Consider the following 18,742-nt stretch of genomic DNA (forward strand, 5'->3'; position numbering starts at 1 on the left):
GTTATAGATGAGGAGAGCAGATTTTGGAGTGGAGAAAACTTTTATGCAGCGATAGAATTCGTCCCATATATAAACATGAAGGTTCCAAGGATCTTCGAAGCGAATTCGAGAAAGACTATCACAGAATAATAGGAAGCGCTTCTTTTAGAAGACTTCAGGATAAAACACAGGTTTTTCCGCTTGATCAGTCTGATTTTGTCAGGACAAGATTAACACATTCTCTGGAGGTATCATCTTTTTGTAAATCTCTTGGGCAGAACATAGCAAGAAAAATAATTTCCGAAATCGGGGATGAAAGCTTTGAAGTAGGCTATCAGCAGGATATTTGCGACATTCTTCAGTGTGCGGGGCTTCTTCATGATATAGGGAATCCGCCCTTTGGACATTTTGGTGAAACTGTCATAAGAGAATGGTTCAAGGATAATCTTTCTAAGCTGGAATTTAATCTTGAAGAATCCGGAAATGTTAAGAGAAAAACTGTAAGAGATGTTCTTAATCCTCAGATGCAAAATGACTTTTATAATTTCGAGGGCAATACTCAGGCTCTTAGAGTAGTGACTAAGCTCCACTATCTTGTGGATGAGCATGGCATGAATCTTACAAAGGCACTTCTTGCCACAATTATTAAATATCCTGTTTCATCGTTAAATGTTGATAAGAAAAGTAAAGACATCTGCTGCCATAAAATGGGCTATTATTTTGCAGACAGAGAAATTTTCCGGGATATAGAGTACTCCTGCGGATTAAACGGCAGGCGACATCCTCTTACATATATCCTTGAGGCTGCTGATGATATTGCATACAGAACAGCGGATATAGAGGACTCATACAAAAAGAGAAGAATTAGTTTTGATGTATTACTAAGAGAGTTGGAAAACAGATGCTATGATGACGGATCGGATACGGAATACAGAGCACTGATAGACACTCTTAAATACAGATATGAGAAAGGAATTGAGCATAAGGTCAGCGATCCCGGAGAATATGCTGTTCAGAATTGGATTATTGCCGTACAGGGAAAGCTTATATATTTTGCTACAGAAAGCTTTGCAAAGAATTATGAGGCCATAATGGATGGCTCTTTTGGGCAGGAGCTGCTTGAAGGAACTGAAGGAAAGCATATAGTTGATACACTTGGTGATATTGCTGTTAAATATGCATTTAATTCGGAACCTATACTTAAGATTGAAGTAAGTGCCAACCAGATTTTGACATATCTTTTAGACAGACTTGTTCCCGCAGCTATTTATTATGATACGGATAAAAAGGCAAGACCTATTGATTCAAGGATGATCTCATTTATATCCGACAATTATAAAAAAATATATCATATCTATTCAGAAGGCAGGACGGAGGATGAGAAGCTATACCTGAGATTGCTTCTTGTCACGGATTATGTCTGCGGTATGACTGACAGTTATGCTAAGAGACTGTATCAGGAATTAAATGGACTTACATAGAAGACGTTGCTTGGTGCTTACTTTGATTTGTGCTTGCATTTTTGTGGTATTGCATTTATTGTAAGTGGAGCAATAAGTTGTTTTGTTATTCGAATAAACATTATGAAAGAGGATAATATGGCAAGAGAAATGGTTGTAGTTCTTGACTTCGGTGGACAGTATAAGCAGCTGATCGCAAGACGTGTACGTGAATGCAACGTGTATTGCGAGATACATCCGTATAATATCGGACTTGATAAGCTTCGGGAAATGAATCTCAAAGGCATTATTTTGACCGGTGGACCAAACAGTGTCTATGGAGATAAGGCTGTTTTATGTGACAAGGAGCTTTTTGATCTGGGAGTTCCGGTTCTTGGCATCTGCTATGGAGCTCAGTTAACAGCATTTTTAAATGGTGGAGAAGTAAAGACTGCTCCCGTAAGTGAGTATGGTAAGACAGAAACGTTTCTTGATTCAGCTTCAGAGTTGTTTAAAGATATGACTGAAAATGAGGACGGGATACCTGTTCGATATTCGGATAATTCCTTTGAGAGTCCTCTTAACGGTGGAATGGTAGGTGGTGCAAAAGCCGTGGTTACGACATGGATGAGCCACACAGACTACATAGCAAAGGCTCCGGAGGGATTTAAAATAACCGCAAATACAGATAACTGCCCCGTAGCAGCTATGGAGAATTCGCAGAAAAAAATTTATGCGGTTCAGTTCCATCCTGAAGTTATGCACACTGAGTGTGGAACCATTATGCTAAGGAATTTTGTAATGAACATATGTGGATGCGCCTGTGACTGGCAGATGTCTGATTTTGTAGAGCGCAGCATTAAGGAAATTCGTGATAAGGTTGGAAATGGAAGAGCGTTGTGTGCTTTGTCAGGCGGTGTTGATTCATCTGTGGCAGCCGTTCTTATGAGTAAAGCAATTGGCAAGCAGCTTACTTGTGTTTTTGTTGATCATGGTCTTCTTAGAAAAGATGAAGGTGATGAGGTTGAGGAAGTATTTGGACCAAATGGTGCGTATGACCTGAATTTCATCAGAGTAAATGCACAGGATAGATTTTATGAAGCTCTTAAGGGAGTTGAGGAACCCGAGAAGAAACGAAAAATAATCGGAGAGATGTTTATTCGTGTATTTGAGGAAGAAGCCAAGAAAATCGGAGCAGTTGATTTCCTTGTTCAGGGAACAATTTATCCCGATGTTGTAGAGAGTGGTATCGGAGAAGGTGCTGTTATCAAGTCTCATCACAACGTAGGCGGACTTCCGGATTATGTTGATTTTAAGGAAATAATAGAACCTTTAAGAATGCTTTTCAAAGATGAAGTCAGAGCATCAGGCTTAGAGCTTGGAATACCGGAACACCTTGTTTACAGGCAGCCTTTCCCCGGACCCGGACTTGGTATCAGGATAATCGGTGAAGTTACAGCTGAGAAGGTACGCATTGTTCAAGATGCAGATGCAATTTATCGTGAGGAAATTGCCAGGGCTGCTTCTTCATATAAAAAAGAATTTGGCAAAAATCCGGCATGGCTTCCTGCTCAATACTTTGCAGCACTTACAAATATGCGCTCTGTTGGTGTCATGGGCGACTTCAGAACTTATGATTATGCTGTGGCACTCCGTGCAGTAAATACTTCTGATTTCATGACAGCGGATGCAACAGACCTTCCTTGGGAGATTTTGCAGACAGTTATGAATAGGATTATAAATGAGGTTAAGGGAGTAAACCGTGTAATGTATGATCTTACTTCCAAACCACCGGGAACAATTGAACTAGAATGAAATAACATGCGTTATTGAACAAAGCCCCAGAAGCGCCTATGCGCTTCTGGGGCTTTGTTGTTATACTGGCTGAATTCGTCAGAGTCTTATCCTTAAGGCATAAATGTATGGGAATCCAGTAGATATTTGGAAAATTTACGTGAGGAAGGGCTGGTCAACAAGAGTGTATCACGTAGAATGCCTGAATATCAGTGCAGCACTACGTGATAATAGTCAAAAGATAAAGTAGAGTCACGTAGATCTGAAAAAAGGAGTTTGGTGATGCAGGATTACAAGGAAAAATTGGAAAAACAAATACAGGAGATAGATGCTCTAATAACCCAAATTGATTAGTTAAGATAGAGGCATATGAGCAAAGTGGATATTTTCTGGGGAAAAATATGATCATGACATTTGAGACTTCTCAACATGCCATCAGTTCTAATATAATAAAGGCTATGATTAAAGAATATCTAGTTTAGCAGGTTATGGCGCAATTCAACTTGAGGGATAAATGTCCATATAAAATGCCGGGAGGATAGCAGTTTTGGAAGATTACAGTAAACAACATAAGAAAGCCTGGGAGTTTGATGCATATGATTTTTGGGTAAGAACCGCCGGGACTCCGGAGGAAAGAGCATCAAAGGATAAAGAAAACTCTAGGAAGATGCTAAAGCAGTATGCGAACTACTTTGATTCTTTTGAAGGCGTCAAGGTAGCTAATATCTGCGGATCCTGCGGCAAGAAAGCAATTCCGCTGGCTCTTTTGGGAGCAGAGGTTACAGTATTTGATATATCCGAAGCCAATAAGAAATATGCCATGGAAACAGCTGAGGCTGCAGGCGTAAACATTGGCTATGAAGTTTGTGATATCATGGAAATCGATATGGAAAAGTATGCCGGTTTCTTTGATGTCGTATTCATGGAAGGTGGAATCCTTCATTATTTCCACGATATAAATGCTTTTATGACCGTTATGAACGGACTCTTAAAGCCGGGTGGAAAGATGATCTGCAGCGACTTTCATCCTTTTACCAAAATCTCGGATATATTAGGGTTACAGCAGCCTACCATGAGTTATTTCTCAACAGATATCTTTGAAGGTGAGATGGCGCACGCAAGATTTTACGATGAGGAGATCCGTAAGCAGATCCCGAAATGCCATTACAGGAAGTACACCATCAGCGAGATCATCAATTCTATCATCGGGAGCGGATTTACTTTGGAGCGTTTTGATGAACATCCTTCATGGGAAAATGAAAAACTCCCGGGTGAGTTTACAGCGATAGCAATAAAGCGGTGAGTAAAGTTTTGTTATAACCGTTCTTTCTATATGAAGCTGCCGGGGTGGCTGTTATCATTCTTTTTGTAAGACGCCGATACAAGTAACAGGAAATAAGCAGATACGAAAGGATGATAAAAATGAATAGAGATATTTTTATAAAAAACCTGACCGGAGACCGGATAGAGATGAGTCCCAAGGGCAGATGTGCAAACGAGCTTTCCGTTGAAGAATTTGAAAAAGGATATGAGAAGTTTTTCGAAATGGTCTTTGAGATCGCCGATACGGATGTTTCCTCCATAACCGGATACGGGGAATTCAACGAAGACAATAAAGCCCCCTTTGCCACTTTCGAAGAGTTCGTTCGCGAGACTTTTAACGAGGATCAGGAAGGCTACTGGCATAACTGGACGCAGATGTTTGAAACAACATTCTTAAGGAAAGATTATTTCGACAAGATATATGCAAAGATCATGCAGTATGCTCCCTACTGCGAAGGGCAGAGATTCCTTGCAAATAACAATACCTTTTTTGTCAACATGATCGTGGATGATTCGGGAAAAACCTACTGTGCAGACTGGGGCCGTGCCGGTATCATGGATTATTTGATGGATTTTGCAATCCTTGATCTTAACAAGCCCTATCTTCTAGTTCCGGAAAAACTATATGAGTATGTCCAGAAAAAGAAGATTGAAATAAAGAACTTTAAGGAACGATTTTTATGCATGGCGTATTTTAAGGGACTGCACACACTCATGTGGCATGCATCCATAGACGATCTTGAGTCCTGCGAATCCATTACCGCATCTTTAAATGAACTGGAAGAGCGCATGAACAGGCTGGTCTGAACAGATGAAATATGAAAATGCAAAGGATATTCTCCCCGCAAGCCTTTTGAGAGAAGTGCAAAAGTATGCAGAAGGAAAAGCCATCTATATACCTAAGCGCGAAAGATCAAAGGGCTGGGGAGAAGCATCTGGTTATCGTGAAAAACTGAATAAGAGAAATGCTCTCATCTGCAGCAGGTATGGCGCAGGTGCCGGTATTATGGAACTGGCGGAGGAGTTTTTTCTCTCTCCGGAATCGATCAAGAAAATAGTGTACGGTAAGAAGATAAAACTCCCCGAGTATTCCCCCACCATATACTCCGCAAAGCAGTATTCGGATGCCGGTATAGGTGAAGAATGGGTAAGGATATATCTGGACAATGAAGGTATGGATACACCTGATGGGTCGGAGTTTTTCCTTTCTGAACTTGTAAAGATCCCTCTTCGCCTTATAGAGGATGGTACAGGTGTGGAGGCAAAAGAAGAATCTGATGCGTACACAGATAAACCTTTGATCATTATGTTCGAGGATCACAAATTCAGAAGCTTCTGTGGAGAAGAATATCTTGCTTTTTTGAGAAAGGAAAAGAAGAACGCACACTGGGCTTTTATTATTGTAGGCCACAAGGAGTATAGCTACTATTTTAATAACTTTGGTAAGCAGTTTCAGAGAGGAAAATGATTTAGAAAATCAAAAATGTGGGGTAAATGATAAATGCGTACAGAGAAAGAGATGATGGAACTGATCCTGCGTACAGCTGAGGAAGATGCCAGAATCCGAGCTGTTTATATGAACGGATCAAGAACCAATCCCAATGCTCCAAAGGATATTTTTCAGGATTATGACATTGTTTATGTTGTGGAAGAAACCGGATCTTTTATCCGGGACAAGGAGTGGATCCGGCGGTTCGGGGATATACTGTTTATGCAGTATCCTGACGAACATCCGGATTATCCGAGTGACAAAGAAAACTCCTATGGCTGGCTGATGATATTTACGGACGGAAACAGGCTGGATCTTACAGTTAAATCGGTTCCACATGCAAAGGAAAACGTTAAGGAAGACAGTTTATGCAAGATCCTGCTGGATAAAGACGGAATTCTTCCTGAGATTCCAGAGGCATCGGAAGAAACGTATTTAGTCCATCGGCCGTCAAAGGAACAGTATGCGGCCGTCTGCAACGAATTCTGGTGGTGCCTTAACAATATCGCAAAGGGTCTTTGGAGAAAAGAAGTGACATATGCACAGGATATGCTGAACTTCGTGGTCAGAAAGCAGCTTGAAAAGATGCTTTCCTGGAAAATAGGAGAACTGACCGATTATTCTGTCAGCGTCGGTAAATCCGGAAAGTATATGAAGAAATGGCTCTCTGAAGAAGAGTGGCAGAAGTATCTGGACACTTATTGCGGCACTGATGTAAACGACATGTGGAGCGCCGTGGAATCTATGTGCCGGCTGTTCATAGATGCTTCAAAATGGGTGGCAGAACATGGCAATTTCATCTTTGACAGGCAGGAAGCTGATAATAGTTTCAAATACTTCAGCACGGTGAAAGAAATGGATGGAAATGCGGTAAGCATTTTTTGAAAACGTGGGTGACGAATGAGCGAGACAATGCTAGAATCATCTTGTCACCGTGACAATAAAATGACAATATAAACTTCAAAAAGTATAGTAGATACATTCAAACCGTTCAGAAATAAACTGTTAAACAAACCTAAGGCCAGCATAAACACGTAGCGCAAAAAATACATTTGCGAACTGGAATGATACCGGGTGGTTTACACATTTGTTTTTTAGTTCTTGATATGTATTAGCCCGTACTTGTCTTGGTTTGACTAGTACTTGCCTTGTTTTATAGCCTGTGCCCCCATCGCGGGGCATCGGAATCTATCTTTTTTCAAATTCCGATGTCCTTTTTGGAAGCAGTTGACACTTCCGGACATCAAAAATCCCATTTTTTCAAATTTTGCTGTTTTTTAATAAGCTTGTGGGCCATAGGCGACAGCGGAATACTAAGATTTTGCAATCTCGCTGCTTTTGTAGCGAAATCAGTACACAAATAGGCGGCGAGGATGTAATAGAGAAACATTCCGCTGTATTGAGGTTAATTTTAGGAGGTATCATCACGAATAAACAGACAAAGACATTAACAACATATTCAGCAACTAATAGATCAGAACATACTAAATCCTTAAAAAATAAAGCATTAATAACAAATTCACTGAATTACACAAATCTATATTATGAGGCAAAGAGACGGTACAACGAACTCCTGCTGATCAAGAAATCAAAAGAGGCAGCGCTGGAGAAAGCACCGTTATGCAGATTGGCGTATGGGCAGATTTCTTCTGATGGAAAAGAAATTGGATGTAGAGACAGATTCTATTTTTCTTGCTGAAGCAAATGATTTGTATGCAGATGAACTGCAAAGGTTCAAAGAGGAAGTACTTGAAGTAGATAAGGACAACGACGATCAGTTTGCAGGCTGTATGGGATTAAGAGATTGTGCTACAGCAAAGGAATGGATTGATATTTGTAATTTGAGAAAAAACGCTGAGACATGTGAGCAGGTTGGCACAAAAGTGCCTTCAACGACATATTTTGCTATAAGAGAAAGCAATCATAGGTTGGTGGGAGTCATAGATCTGCGTCATCATATAAATCACCCTATTCTTGAATCTTGGGGTGGTCACTGTGGGTATTCAGTCAGACCTTCTGAAAGAGGTAAGGGATATGGAGCGGAAATGCTCAAGTTAAATGTGATAAATGCAGGTAAAATGGGAATTGGGAAAATGCTTGTAGTATGTGATGAGGATAACGCTGCCAGCGAAAGGATGATACTTGCAAACAGAGGACAGCTCGAAAATATAATAGAAGTAGATGGCTGTAATATGAAAAGATTTTGGATAAAAGTGGAAAATGAATAACGAAGAAATAATTGAAACAAACAGGAATTATTGGAATGAGCATGCCGACCTTTGGTTTGGAACGACTGCTCTTCCTGAATACGGCGTTCGGTTTCCGACAGAAGATGATTTACATTTATTTGGGGATGTCGCTGGAAAGAAGTTGCTGGAAGTATGTTGCGGGAGTGGGCATTCTTTACTTTACAACGCACGAATAGGGGCAGCAGAATTGTGGGGGATTGATCTTTCGCAGAAGCAGCTGGACAATGCCTCTAGACTACTTAAAGAAAACGGATACTCAGCTCACTTACAGTGCGCCAGGATGGAAGATGAATTAGATGTTCCCAAGTTGTATTTTGACTATGTCTATTCTATCTATGGGATTGGCTGGACGACAGATCTACAGGGAACATTTGATAAGATTGCTTCATACTTGAAGAAGGACGGGATATTCATCTTTAGTTGGCATCATACACTAAATTACTGTATTGCATGGTCTTGCGACGAGAGAAAAGAAGTCTTTGTTGACGATAAGCTAGTGATGTCGAAAAGTTATTTTGACGAGTCATATTTTGAGATGCCGGTCCATGATAGTGAAATCATTCTATGTAATCGAAAGATATCCACATACATAAATGCACTGGCAAAGGCTGGATTTGTTATAGAGCAATTTGTGGAAGAGAGTGATGAGGCTTCTCTAAATGCGACAGGTGAGGTTGATTCAAAAAACATGATCTGCTGTCTGGTGGTTAGTCCGAAGTTCCGCAAAAAAGGAATATTTACATAGTACAAGGCAGTATCTTGCGGAAAATGAGAACTGTTCCATTCTAATAACATCGCATATATTAACAGATCTTGAGGGGATATGTGATGACATATAGCTGATAAGCGACGGAAAAGCTGTTGTTCATGAGGAGAGTTCATGCGTGAACTCTCTTTTTTTATGCATTTAAATATTGTATCATCAAGAGGACACAGAAAAATCAATAATTGTGGAGGTGAAAATGCATAGACTATATGAAAATGATGACATTGTAGTTTTTTGGAATTCCGATAAGTGTTTTCACGCAAAAAGATGTGTACATGGGAGCCCCGGATGCTTTGATCCTTCAAGGAAACCATGGATTGATTTAAATCGTGCTGAGACAAAACAGATCTGGCAGGCGATTTCGGAGTGCCCGTCCGGAGCGCTTAGCTGCCTGTACAGACATGAAATAGACGTTGTTATTGACGTAGAAAATTGCCGGAGCATAGCTTTTGACGGTGATAAAGAAATAGGAGAATGTAATTACCGGGTATCTGAAGAAGGATGGAATATCTATCATACTGGAGTGCAGGATGATTATACGGGGAAAGGGATAGCTAAGCGCCTGGTATATAAGGTCATTGAAGAAGCAGAACGAAATCATGCTCAGATAGCTGCGACCTGTTCATATGCGGCTAAGGTTATACGTGAATAAATCAGAAAATGAATTAATAGTCTAAAATAGATGAAAAACGGTTAAAAAAATATGGGTTTTACTCTAAGCAATACCACTCATGTAGAAGGATAAGGAAATATTCAACTTAAAAGATAGGGGATTGTATGAATATGAGGTTGTTTACCAAGGCTATAACAAAATTTGTTGTTGGAGTATTGATCATAGGAGCGCTTATATTTATTCCTGCCGGGACCTTTTTCTTTTTCAGGGGATGGCTGCTTATGGGGATACTGTTTGTTCCTATGTTTTTTGCAGGGCTGTTTATGCTGATAAAATGTCCCGAACTCCTGGAAAAAAGACTGAATGTAAAGGAAGAACAAAATGAGCAGAAAATGGTTATAATCATGAGCGCTATCATGTTTATTGCCGCATTTGTGATTGCAGGATTAAATTACAGATTTGGATGGATTGTAATGCCCTTATGGGTGTCATATGCAGCTGCTGCTGTTTTTTTGTTCGCATATATTCTGTATGCTGAAGTTCTTAGAGAAAATGCCTATCTTTCAAGAACGGTGGAGGTGCAGGAAAATCAGAAGGTGATTGATACGGGACTTTACGGCATTGTCCGTCATCCTATGTATATGACAACCTTTTTGCTTTTTTTATCGATGCCGATTGTTCTGGGATCGATCATATCTTTTTTGATAACACTTATATATATTCCGATAATAGGAAAACGCATAAGGAACGAAGAAAAAGTTCTTGAAGAGGGACTTGAAGGATATGCGGAATATAAAAAACGCGTAAAATACAAAGTTATTCCCTTTATATGGTGAATTTATCAGAGTTCTGAACGCATTTCATCTTTGCGCTTGTGAAATCATGGATTATAATCCGTGATAAATGATATGCTTATAGATAAAGAAATATTTTTAAGGAATTGAAAACATGGCAAAAGAAGATAAGACAAATGTAATGAGAGTTCTTGACGGAAAGAAGATTTCGTATAAGAGCTATATGTATGAACCGGACGCTTCAATGAGCGGTGAAGAAATAGCAGAGATTTTGAATGAGGATGCGGAGAGAGTATTTAAGACACTGGTAACACAGGGAAAAACCAAACAGTATTATGTGTTTGTAATTCCGGTAAAATCTGAACTTGATTTAAAAAAGGCTGCTAAAGCCGTATCAGAAAAATCCATAGCGATGATTCCCCAAAAGGAGCTTTTGCCTCTCACAGGCTACGTACATGGCGGATGTTCTCCTATAGGTATGAAAAAAGCATTTCCTACGATAATCCATGAAAGTGCAAAAAACTATGAGGAGATATTCTTTTCGGCAGGAAAAGTCGGATACCAGGTAGAAGTTCCTGTTAAAGATATCGAAAAGGTAATCAGATATTCCATGGCTGATATAACTGTAGATTAAGGTGATTTTTGCTGTCATGAGTAGTTCTCACGATTTTACAAAAACAGACATTAGATAATAATAGTCAGCTGAATTAGAAACTTAAATACCAGTTTAGTATTGCTAAGTTGCACCCGGAAATTAGTTTTGCAAATATCCCGTTATGATTTATATTTACAGTTAGTAAAAAATATGTGTTTATAGAGGTTTTTTATGGAAAAAGAAGTATGGCAACCAGGAAATATGCTATATCCTATACCGGCAGTAATGGTCAGCTGTGGCAGAGAAGGTGAAAAGCCTAACATTATCACAGTAGCATGGGCCGGTAATGTATGCAGCTCACCTGCAATGCTTTCCATATCTGTCAGAAAAGACAGATATTCACACAGCATAATTAAAGAAACGGGAGAATTTGTCGTTAATCTCACGAGCAGCGAACTTGCAAGAGCAACCGACTGGTGCGGAGTACGTTCCGGCAGGGATTATGACAAATTTAAAGAAATGAAGCTTACACCACAGGCATCGCAGAAGATAAGTGCTCCCGGAATTGCTGAGAGCCCTGTTAATATTGAATGCAAGGTAAAGCAGATACTTGAGCTGGGCAGCCATGACATGTTTGTGGCAGAGGTTCTTTGTGTCACGGTTGATAAAGAGTATCTTGACGAAAAGGGAAGGTTTGATTTAAACGCTGCTGATCTTATAGCGTATTCCCACGGTGAATATTTTAAGCTCGGAAAAAAAGTCGGAAAATTCGGCTACAGTGTCGCAAAGAAAAAGGGAAAGCATCCTTCCGAAAAAAAGAATAAAGCGGATAAGATAAATAAAAAAGAAAAGGATGATAAATCAGGAAAGAAGAGTGGTAAGGTTTCCGGTCCAAAGAGGAGGAAGTAGTTATGGCAGTAAAGTTTATGCGCACCGGACAACAGGGAATTCTCATGTGGGATGAGGCTACAGGAGAAAAAATAGGAATAGATCTGTTTTTATCCGACATGGAAGGAAGGCAGATTAAGAACCCTGTAAATATCGAGGATTTAAGTGACGTATCTCTTTTGTTTGGAACTCATGATCATGTGGACCATATAGATAGAGATGCATGGGTGAAAATCGCAAAGGTACATTCGCATATCAAATTTGTTGCCCCCAAATATTTTGAAGATACACTTCCAAAGGAAACAGGGATAGCTGAGGATAGCTTTATTTTTGTGGATGAAGGGATAAGTGCGGATGAGGGGGACATTCATATTGAGGCTGTTCCTGCTGCGCATGAATTTCTTGATACCCGGGAGGACGGGCTTCATCCATATCTTATGTATATAGTTTCTTTTAAGGGAAAAAAGATATGTCACATGGGAGATACCTGCCTATATGAGGGAGTTTATCAAAAGCTAAGGGAAAAAGGACCTTTTGACGTAATGTTTTTGCCCATAAACGGACGTGATGCAAAAAGACTACGTGACAATTGCATCGGAAATATGACTTATCAGGAAGCTGCGGATCTTGCGGGAGTTCTTAAGCCTGCGCTTGCTGTTCCGGGGCACTATGATATGTTTGAATTTAACGGTGCGGATCCTAAGGAATTTGTAGACTACGTTGAAATAAAGTATCCGGACCAGAAGGCCTTGGCATATGAAGTCGGAGTACCTTTTTCGGTATAGAAGAGGTTTTTGATTTTCCTTATTTTGCCCACAAGAAGTCATATAGTTGAAAAAAGCCCAAAGGATGGGCTGTGAAATGTTCATAAGAGCACGAAAACAAGCACTTTGGTAAATGAGCAGTAATTGAAGAAATTATGGCAAATTCTGATAAGAGTTTTAGATTGATTTAAGTTAAGTTTATATGGAAAAAAGAGTTCCGGGATAGTTCTTTCCCGGAACTTTTTATAGGACGGTAAAGAACTATCTCAGAATTTTTATAGGACGGTAAAGAACTATCTCAGAATTTTTATAAGACGGTAAGGAACTATCTCAGAACTGTCTATAAGATGATAAAGAACTATTCCGGAATCTTATATAAAAAGGAAAAACCAAGAATGGAGGAAAAGATGCTTACACCCGACAGAATTAGCAAAGATGGACGTTTTGACAGCTTTGAAAACGGACATGTTTTACATAAGAAAAAGAAGAATCATTTACCTGCAATGGGATGGAACAGTTGGAACGCTTTTGGAAGCGGAAATACAGAGGAATTAACCAGGATAATGGCAGACAGGATGGTCCTTCTTGGGCTTGATAAACTTGGTTATGAATATGTAATTCTGGATGACGGATGCTATAAACCTGAAAGAGTAGACGGAAAGCTATCAAATGAAGAAAACAAATTTCCAAATGGCTTTAAGGCATTGTCCGACTACATACATTCAAAGGGATTAAAATTCGGAATGTACAATGACATAGGAACCAACCTTTGCGCAGGGGCTGCAGTGGGAACCTGTGGTCACGAGAAGGAAGATGCAGGAAGCTACATAGAATGGGGCGTTGATTTTCTGAAGGTTGATAACTGTTATTATCCCTTTGACAATGCTACTTTTTCAAATCCGGAGAATGCCGCTTACACATTTGCACCTGCGATCAAGAAAATCAGATTAATAAACAAAGCTGATGAGGGTGATAATTCTAAAGGCCAGATCCTGAAAGCAGCTGACGGCAGAATAACGGGAACACGTGCAAAGATAGAGGATGACTATGCGACAGGAATAGGGACCTATGACGGAACAGGACCTGAAGCTTCTCCTGTCGGAACAAGATGCAGCGAGCTTGTGTTTGATGTTTTGGCAGATGCTGACGAAGCGGACTTTGAGCTTTTAATTGAATATGGTCTTGGAAAAACGGAGGGGATAGGCAACTGGGTTCAAATTGCGGTTAATGATGAACTGATATTTGATGATTTTATTTCCGAAGAGGGACGCCCTTCAGAGAAAAAAGCTGAGGTAAATGAAGAAAAAGAAGAAAGCCCTAAAATTACGTTTGAATGGAGCAAACCTTTTGCAATAAAGCTCAAAAAGGGAATGAATCATATAAGACTGATGAATCACAGAAGGCAGGAAAATACGCTTAATTCTTATGCCAGACTTTTGAAGGAACTAAATGAGATAAGTCCTGATAACGACATAATTTATTCAGCTTGTGAATGGGGAAAGACACATCCTCAGAACTGGGCTTATAAGGTATGTGATTCGTGGCGCATTTTAAATGATATTACTTTCCGTGTCGGAAGTGACGGAGATCCGGGACATGGAGCATGGGTTCAAGACTATACCACGAGCGTGACAACACAGTATAGCAAGGCTGTTATTATGGACGGGTTTGCCGGTCTTTCAAAAGGATGGAACGATCCGGATATGCTTATGATAGGAATGGATGGTCTAGATGAAGTTCAGTGTAAAACCCATATGACCATGTGGTGTATGATGAACTCACCACTCATGCTTGGCTTAGACCTTAGAAGAGTCACTAAAGGAGATAGTATATATAACATTATCGCAAATGAGGATATGATAGCACTGAACCAGGATCCTAAAGGTATACAGGCTAAGCGAGTGTTCTCAACTGCAGCTAAAGGAGAGCCGGATAAGGAATATATAAGGGACATAGACCGTGTTGATATTCTGGTTAAGCCTCTTGTAAATGATGAATTTGCGATAAGCTTTATCAATGTAAGTGATAAGGATAAGAACGGAGAAATAAGCATTACGACCGATGAAATTGCAAAATTTCTGGGAGAACAAATCGTAAGGGCTGATAAGTATACAGTTAAAGACCTTTGGACTAAAGACGTATCTGAAAATAGTACAGGAGTATTTAAGGTGCAGGGATTAAAGGCCTGTGACAACGTTACTTTAAGGGTTTTGCCTGTGAAATAACCGGGGATTTACAAAGTAAAAAAGCGTGTAGACCAAGTTATGACTTCTTAAATCTAAAAATGAAAATGCGTTCAAGAATCTATAGAACATCAAATAAGTGAAAATGAGTATAGAAGAATTTGTTGATTACCTGATAAATGAATATGAAGTATTCTCAGATACCAAAAAATCTCTGCAGGCGCATAATTCCTGCAGAGATTTTGAAAGTGAGACTACAGGCTTTTTTTGGAAACAGGTAATGTCAATATATTCAGATAAGATGTTTGCTTTGCCTGTTACAAGAAAAGACGCGGCGAGAATACTGTATATATTCTACAGGGAAGTCCTTAAAATGCCTGATGTAGACTGGAACAGGGCCAAAAACCTTAAGGATATCTATGAATGCAGAGTTTGCGCCAATGCCATTGCCCAAATGTATGAAAATGGAATATTGGAGGCAAAAGCAGAAGATGAATTTGGCACACAAGGAATTTTGACGGAAAAAGAACTGAAAGGTTCCGTAAAAACATTGATGAGTATGATGAATTAACGATAAAAATACAGAGAATTATATACAAAAATAATATCAAGTTTAGAATCATATAAGATTTATTTGTTAAAGTAATAATATAAGTATATTGGCATGTTATCGCATTTTTTATGAGGGGCTGGCATGACTGCACGAAGTACGAATTATTACGGCTACGACAAAGAAACTCTAAATGAATGCACAGAGCTTATCAACAGTACAAATAAAAAACATGCAGAGATTTTGAATCTGTGGTTTTTTATTGTTAATGCTTTGTGCGTATTTTTTTCGGCTTTTGGTCTTTTTAGCGTTAATCAGAGTGAACTTGGATTATACGCAGTCTATGCTGCCATATCTATTGTCTTTTTTATTATATCCAAATTTTGTGTAAAAAAAGAAACAACTTTGAGAGTATCGGTTATAGTGCTGACTATTATCCTGATATGGACTACCTATGGCATACTGATTTCAGTGGATCAGCCTTACATGGCTGCTACATTATTTATGGTAATGATGGTAGTTCTGGCACTCTCATTTATTGCAACAATGTTCAGAGCGACCGCGTGCCTTGTGGTGTGTACGACAATTTTTGCGATGTCTTCATATCAGGTAAAAACTGCGGCAATTGCAAGTCAGGATATCTATAATTCGATCATCATTATGATGCTTTCACTGGGACTTCATTTCGCCTTTCAGAGAGCAAGAGTTCAACAGTTTGTTACCTTTCAGAAAAATATTCAGATTCAGAGAGAACTGGAAATAAAGTCCAGCTTTGATGCGCTGACCTCTCTTCTAAATCGCGGAAGATTCTTTTCTATAGCTGCGAATATTCTGGTAAATCCACATAATGAATTCATGGCAATATGTCTGATCGACCTTGATGAGTTCAAGCAGATAAATGATAAGCTTGGTCATCAGATGGGAGATAAGGCTATCCAGATTGCGGGACAGACTATAATAGATATTCTTGGTATGGACTTGTCTGAAAAATGGTCATTCCAGGAAAAGGTTTTAAAGCAGAGAGGAAGCTTTCCCGGCAGGCTTGGAGGAGACGAGTTTATTATTTTTATAAGAGGTAAAAAGGGTCGGGAGGAAATTACAGAGATACTGCAGAATATATTGAAGTCACTAAATCAGGTGGAGGTCGGAGAACTGCACGGAATTCATGCTTCCTTTGGAGTCACTGAGATTACTCCTGAGGATAATGATATAGATGTTGCTTATAAACGTGCTGATGAAGCATTATACGAATCTAAGAGAGCGGGAAAGAACCAAATTCGATTCAAGGATGCACCTGGATAAGAGGAGACGCTTTACTATGATTTTAATGAGAAAAAGAGATTTCAATCTGCTCATCTTTTTTATAATTGTATTCGTAGTGCTTGCGCTTATCACCGGGTATAAGCATTACAAGAGCAAAAGACGAACAGTCATGCTGCTTGAGCTACTGATAGGGATTGTAGAAGCGGACAATCCGAATCTTGACGGTCATTCATTACATGTTCATAATCTGACGATGCTGTTATACGAGTTTATGCCTTATTTTACCAAGCTCAAAGTAAATGAGATGGATCTTCACTATGCATCTTTACTGCTGGATATCGGAAAAAGAGGGATTCCCTGTCAGATAATGGACAGAGCAGGTAAGCTTGGACAGACGGATTGGGACATAATAAAGAAACACCCTGAAATAGCCCTTGAAATGATGAAGGATGTTCCGGGATTTGAGAAGGTGTTTTCTTACATCCTCTATCATCATGAGAGGATGGACGGCAAAGGATATCATCAGCTTAGCGGTGAGCAGATACCCTTTGGAGCAAGGATGATAGCTGTAACAGATACCTATTCGGCTATAACGATGAATCGATCATACAGGCCTTCACTATCCTATGCAGAAGCAATCTCCGAGCTGCGTATGGCTGCAGGAACACAGCTTGATGAAGAGATTGTGAATTACTTTTGCAATATACCGATGAAAAAAATTGATGCCTGTATGGAAGACGTAAGAAATAAAATGGAGAGGTTTTCGGATGACAGAAGGGGGAATACCTGAGAATGAAGGTGAAAAGATTATTTTCCGTCATGCTGATAGTGGCCCTTATGACCGGAGTTTTGTCATGCGGACAAAAAAATATGAATAAGGATGTCAGCGGAGTTGACCCGGATACGGCACCGCATATTACGGTGGCACTAAGATCAGGTGTATATTCCGATGCCATAAAGTCATGCATTGTCAAATTTGAAACCAATAACCAGGTAATCTGTGATGTTCTTGAGCTTGGTGAGGATGAACTTCACAGTGCAATATTGGATGATTCGGAGAATGCAGAGGGGCAGTACGATCTTTGCATGGTGGACGGATCATGGATGGCAGAAATGACAGGAAGAGATGTTCTTCTCAATCTCTCAGAAGAGGGATATGAGCTGGACGATGACATAATCAAAGCTACCAAGGCCATATGCTATAAAGATGGGAATGTTTATCTTGCTCCTTATTACGGGAATGTGACAGTGCTGCTTTTTAATAAAAAGGTGATTGATCAGGCAGGCTTTAGTCCGGAACAGATTACATCACTTGAGGATATCAAAAAGATCTGCACAGCTGCTAAAAATAAGGGAAATCTTGGATTTATGTACAGAGGGGATTCTCCGAACAACTATGTTGTTGATTTTCTTCCCATTCTCCGCTCCTATGGCGGATGGGTTGTGGATGAAAATAATAATCCGACGATCAATACTAAGGAATTTAAGAATGCCCTGATTTTTTACATGGATCTGATTGATACAGGAAAAGCCGAAAGCAGGGATTCCCTCATAATGGCTATAGCCAATGGTGCAGCAGCCATGGCGGTAGGATGGCCCGGGTGGTATACACCGACAGCCAGATCATCATCTGACTACATTGCCATAACTGGAAAAGTTACAAATGACAGCGAGGAATACAACGCAAATGTGTATGGTATATGGACGGTAGGTATTCCTAAGAACAGTACAAAGAAAGATCTGGCTATTTTACTCCTTAAATATCTGATGGATCCCGAGGTTCAAAAGGGCACTATCGAATACGGCGGAGTGCCCTGCAGATATTCAAGTCTTACTGATGAAGAGGTTATTAAGGAAAATCCACCTTTCAAGGCGGTTTTCAAGGCACTTGAGAATGGCGTGTACAGACCGGTAATGGAAGAGTGGCCGGATTTTTATACTATTCTGGGTAATAAGATGGAGCTCATCATAAACGGAGAAAAAGGAATTGATGAGGGGCTAAATGAGGCCCAGGCAGAATTGGAAGAAATGCTGAACAGAAAGGAATAAACGA

At 39.8% G+C, this 18,742-nt stretch carries 18 protein-coding genes; all 18 read left to right on the top strand.

The annotated features are described in order from the left end of the window. Window positions 1-23 precede the first annotated feature (23 nt). Window positions 24-1,460, top strand: a complete 1,437-nt coding sequence (locus BV60_RS0117920; protein ID WP_029323947.1) for a deoxyguanosinetriphosphate triphosphohydrolase — start codon at window positions 24-26, stop codon at window positions 1,458-1,460. A gap of 117 nt (window positions 1,461-1,577) precedes the next feature. Next, window positions 1,578-3,233, top strand: a complete 1,656-nt coding sequence (gene guaA, locus BV60_RS0117925; protein ID WP_029323949.1) for a glutamine-hydrolyzing GMP synthase — start codon at window positions 1,578-1,580, stop codon at window positions 3,231-3,233. A gap of 526 nt (window positions 3,234-3,759) precedes the next feature. Further along, window positions 3,760-4,515: a class I SAM-dependent methyltransferase gene (locus BV60_RS0117930; RefSeq protein WP_029323950.1), complete on the top strand. Its 756-nt coding sequence runs from the start codon at window positions 3,760-3,762 to the stop codon at window positions 4,513-4,515. A gap of 119 nt (window positions 4,516-4,634) precedes the next feature. Next, on the top strand, window positions 4,635-5,342 hold the full coding sequence (locus tag BV60_RS0117935) for a hypothetical protein (protein WP_029323952.1): 708 nt from the start codon (window positions 4,635-4,637) through the stop codon (window positions 5,340-5,342). A gap of 4 nt (window positions 5,343-5,346) precedes the next feature. Next, window positions 5,347-6,003, top strand: a complete 657-nt coding sequence (locus tag BV60_RS24245) for a CD3324 family protein (protein ID WP_330376324.1) — start codon at window positions 5,347-5,349, stop codon at window positions 6,001-6,003. A gap of 33 nt (window positions 6,004-6,036) precedes the next feature. Further along, window positions 6,037-6,909: an aminoglycoside 6-adenylyltransferase gene (locus BV60_RS0117945; protein WP_029323956.1), complete on the top strand. Its 873-nt coding sequence runs from the start codon at window positions 6,037-6,039 to the stop codon at window positions 6,907-6,909. A 749-nt stretch (window positions 6,910-7,658) separates the two neighbouring features. Continuing rightward, window positions 7,659-8,252: a GNAT family N-acetyltransferase gene (locus BV60_RS0117950; RefSeq protein WP_242841003.1), complete on the top strand. Its 594-nt coding sequence runs from the start codon at window positions 7,659-7,661 to the stop codon at window positions 8,250-8,252. Beyond that, window positions 8,245-9,018 carry a class I SAM-dependent methyltransferase gene (locus BV60_RS0117955; protein WP_081846746.1) on the top strand — a complete coding sequence of 258 codons (774 nt, stop codon included), beginning with the start codon at window positions 8,245-8,247 and terminating at the stop codon, window positions 9,016-9,018. The genes BV60_RS0117950 and BV60_RS0117955 overlap by 8 nt, the downstream gene beginning before the upstream one ends. A 217-nt stretch (window positions 9,019-9,235) precedes the next feature. Then, window positions 9,236-9,691, top strand: coding sequence for a GNAT family N-acetyltransferase (locus BV60_RS23550; protein WP_197029592.1), 456 nt, complete (start codon window positions 9,236-9,238; stop codon window positions 9,689-9,691). Between the two features lie 125 nt (window positions 9,692-9,816). Next, window positions 9,817-10,488: a methyltransferase family protein gene (locus tag BV60_RS0117975; protein WP_029323963.1), complete on the top strand. Its 672-nt coding sequence runs from the start codon at window positions 9,817-9,819 to the stop codon at window positions 10,486-10,488. A gap of 112 nt (window positions 10,489-10,600) precedes the next feature. Next, window positions 10,601-11,080, top strand: a complete 480-nt coding sequence (gene ybaK / locus BV60_RS0117980) for a Cys-tRNA(Pro) deacylase (protein ID WP_029323965.1) — start codon at window positions 10,601-10,603, stop codon at window positions 11,078-11,080. 192 nt (window positions 11,081-11,272) lie between these two features. Beyond that, window positions 11,273-11,950 carry a flavin reductase family protein gene (locus BV60_RS0117985; protein ID WP_051656837.1) on the top strand — a complete coding sequence of 226 codons (678 nt, stop codon included), beginning with the start codon at window positions 11,273-11,275 and terminating at the stop codon, window positions 11,948-11,950. Between the two features lie 2 nt (window positions 11,951-11,952). After that, a complete protein-coding gene (locus BV60_RS0117990; RefSeq protein WP_051656838.1) occupies window positions 11,953-12,714 on the top strand; it encodes an MBL fold metallo-hydrolase in 762 nt (253 codons plus the stop codon). 374 nt (window positions 12,715-13,088) lie between these two features. Continuing rightward, window positions 13,089-14,918, top strand: a complete 1,830-nt coding sequence (locus BV60_RS0117995) for a glycoside hydrolase family 27 protein (RefSeq protein WP_029323971.1) — start codon at window positions 13,089-13,091, stop codon at window positions 14,916-14,918. Between the two features lie 103 nt (window positions 14,919-15,021). After that, complete coding sequence (locus BV60_RS0118000; protein ID WP_029323973.1) at window positions 15,022-15,447, top strand: hypothetical protein; 426 nt, start codon at window positions 15,022-15,024, stop codon at window positions 15,445-15,447. Between the two features lie 123 nt (window positions 15,448-15,570). Next, window positions 15,571-16,728 (top strand): GGDEF domain-containing protein, encoded by a 1,158-nt coding sequence (locus BV60_RS0118005; RefSeq protein ID WP_029323974.1) that lies wholly within the window; start codon window positions 15,571-15,573, stop codon window positions 16,726-16,728. Between the two features lie 16 nt (window positions 16,729-16,744). Next, window positions 16,745-17,479, top strand: a complete 735-nt coding sequence (locus BV60_RS0118010) for an HD-GYP domain-containing protein (protein WP_051656839.1) — start codon at window positions 16,745-16,747, stop codon at window positions 17,477-17,479. A gap of 2 nt (window positions 17,480-17,481) precedes the next feature. Continuing rightward, window positions 17,482-18,738 carry an extracellular solute-binding protein gene (locus tag BV60_RS0118015; protein ID WP_029323976.1) on the top strand — a complete coding sequence of 419 codons (1,257 nt, stop codon included), beginning with the start codon at window positions 17,482-17,484 and terminating at the stop codon, window positions 18,736-18,738. The last annotated feature ends 4 nt before the right edge of the window (window positions 18,739-18,742 follow it).

It is taken from the genome of Butyrivibrio sp. AE3004, assembly GCF_000703165.1.
GTDB lineage: Bacteria > Bacillota > Clostridia > Lachnospirales > Lachnospiraceae > Butyrivibrio.

Coding starts and splice junctions, on each gene's coding strand:
- BV60_RS24245 (WP_330376324.1), top strand. CDS start 5,347: ATGAAATATGAAAATGCAAAGGATATTCTCCCCGCAAGCCTTTTGAGA.
- BV60_RS23550 (WP_197029592.1), top strand. CDS start 9,236: ATGCATAGACTATATGAAAATGATGACATTGTAGTTTTTTGGAATTCC.
- BV60_RS0118000 (WP_029323973.1), top strand. CDS start 15,022: ATGAGTATAGAAGAATTTGTTGATTACCTGATAAATGAATATGAAGTA.
- guaA (WP_029323949.1), top strand. CDS start 1,578: ATGGCAAGAGAAATGGTTGTAGTTCTTGACTTCGGTGGACAGTATAAG.
- BV60_RS0117975 (WP_029323963.1), top strand. CDS start 9,817: ATGAATATGAGGTTGTTTACCAAGGCTATAACAAAATTTGTTGTTGGA.
- BV60_RS0117935 (WP_029323952.1), top strand. CDS start 4,635: ATGAATAGAGATATTTTTATAAAAAACCTGACCGGAGACCGGATAGAG.
- BV60_RS0118015 (WP_029323976.1), top strand. CDS start 17,482: ATGAAGGTGAAAAGATTATTTTCCGTCATGCTGATAGTGGCCCTTATG.
- BV60_RS0117990 (WP_051656838.1), top strand. CDS start 11,953: ATGGCAGTAAAGTTTATGCGCACCGGACAACAGGGAATTCTCATGTGG.
- BV60_RS0118010 (WP_051656839.1), top strand. CDS start 16,745: ATGATTTTAATGAGAAAAAGAGATTTCAATCTGCTCATCTTTTTTATA.
- ybaK (WP_029323965.1), top strand. CDS start 10,601: ATGGCAAAAGAAGATAAGACAAATGTAATGAGAGTTCTTGACGGAAAG.
- BV60_RS0117955 (WP_081846746.1), top strand. CDS start 8,245: ATGAATAACGAAGAAATAATTGAAACAAACAGGAATTATTGGAATGAG.
- BV60_RS0117945 (WP_029323956.1), top strand. CDS start 6,037: ATGCGTACAGAGAAAGAGATGATGGAACTGATCCTGCGTACAGCTGAG.
- BV60_RS0118005 (WP_029323974.1), top strand. CDS start 15,571: ATGACTGCACGAAGTACGAATTATTACGGCTACGACAAAGAAACTCTA.
- BV60_RS0117950 (WP_242841003.1), top strand. CDS start 7,659: ATGGGCAGATTTCTTCTGATGGAAAAGAAATTGGATGTAGAGACAGAT.
- BV60_RS0117985 (WP_051656837.1), top strand. CDS start 11,273: ATGGAAAAAGAAGTATGGCAACCAGGAAATATGCTATATCCTATACCG.
- BV60_RS0117995 (WP_029323971.1), top strand. CDS start 13,089: ATGGAGGAAAAGATGCTTACACCCGACAGAATTAGCAAAGATGGACGT.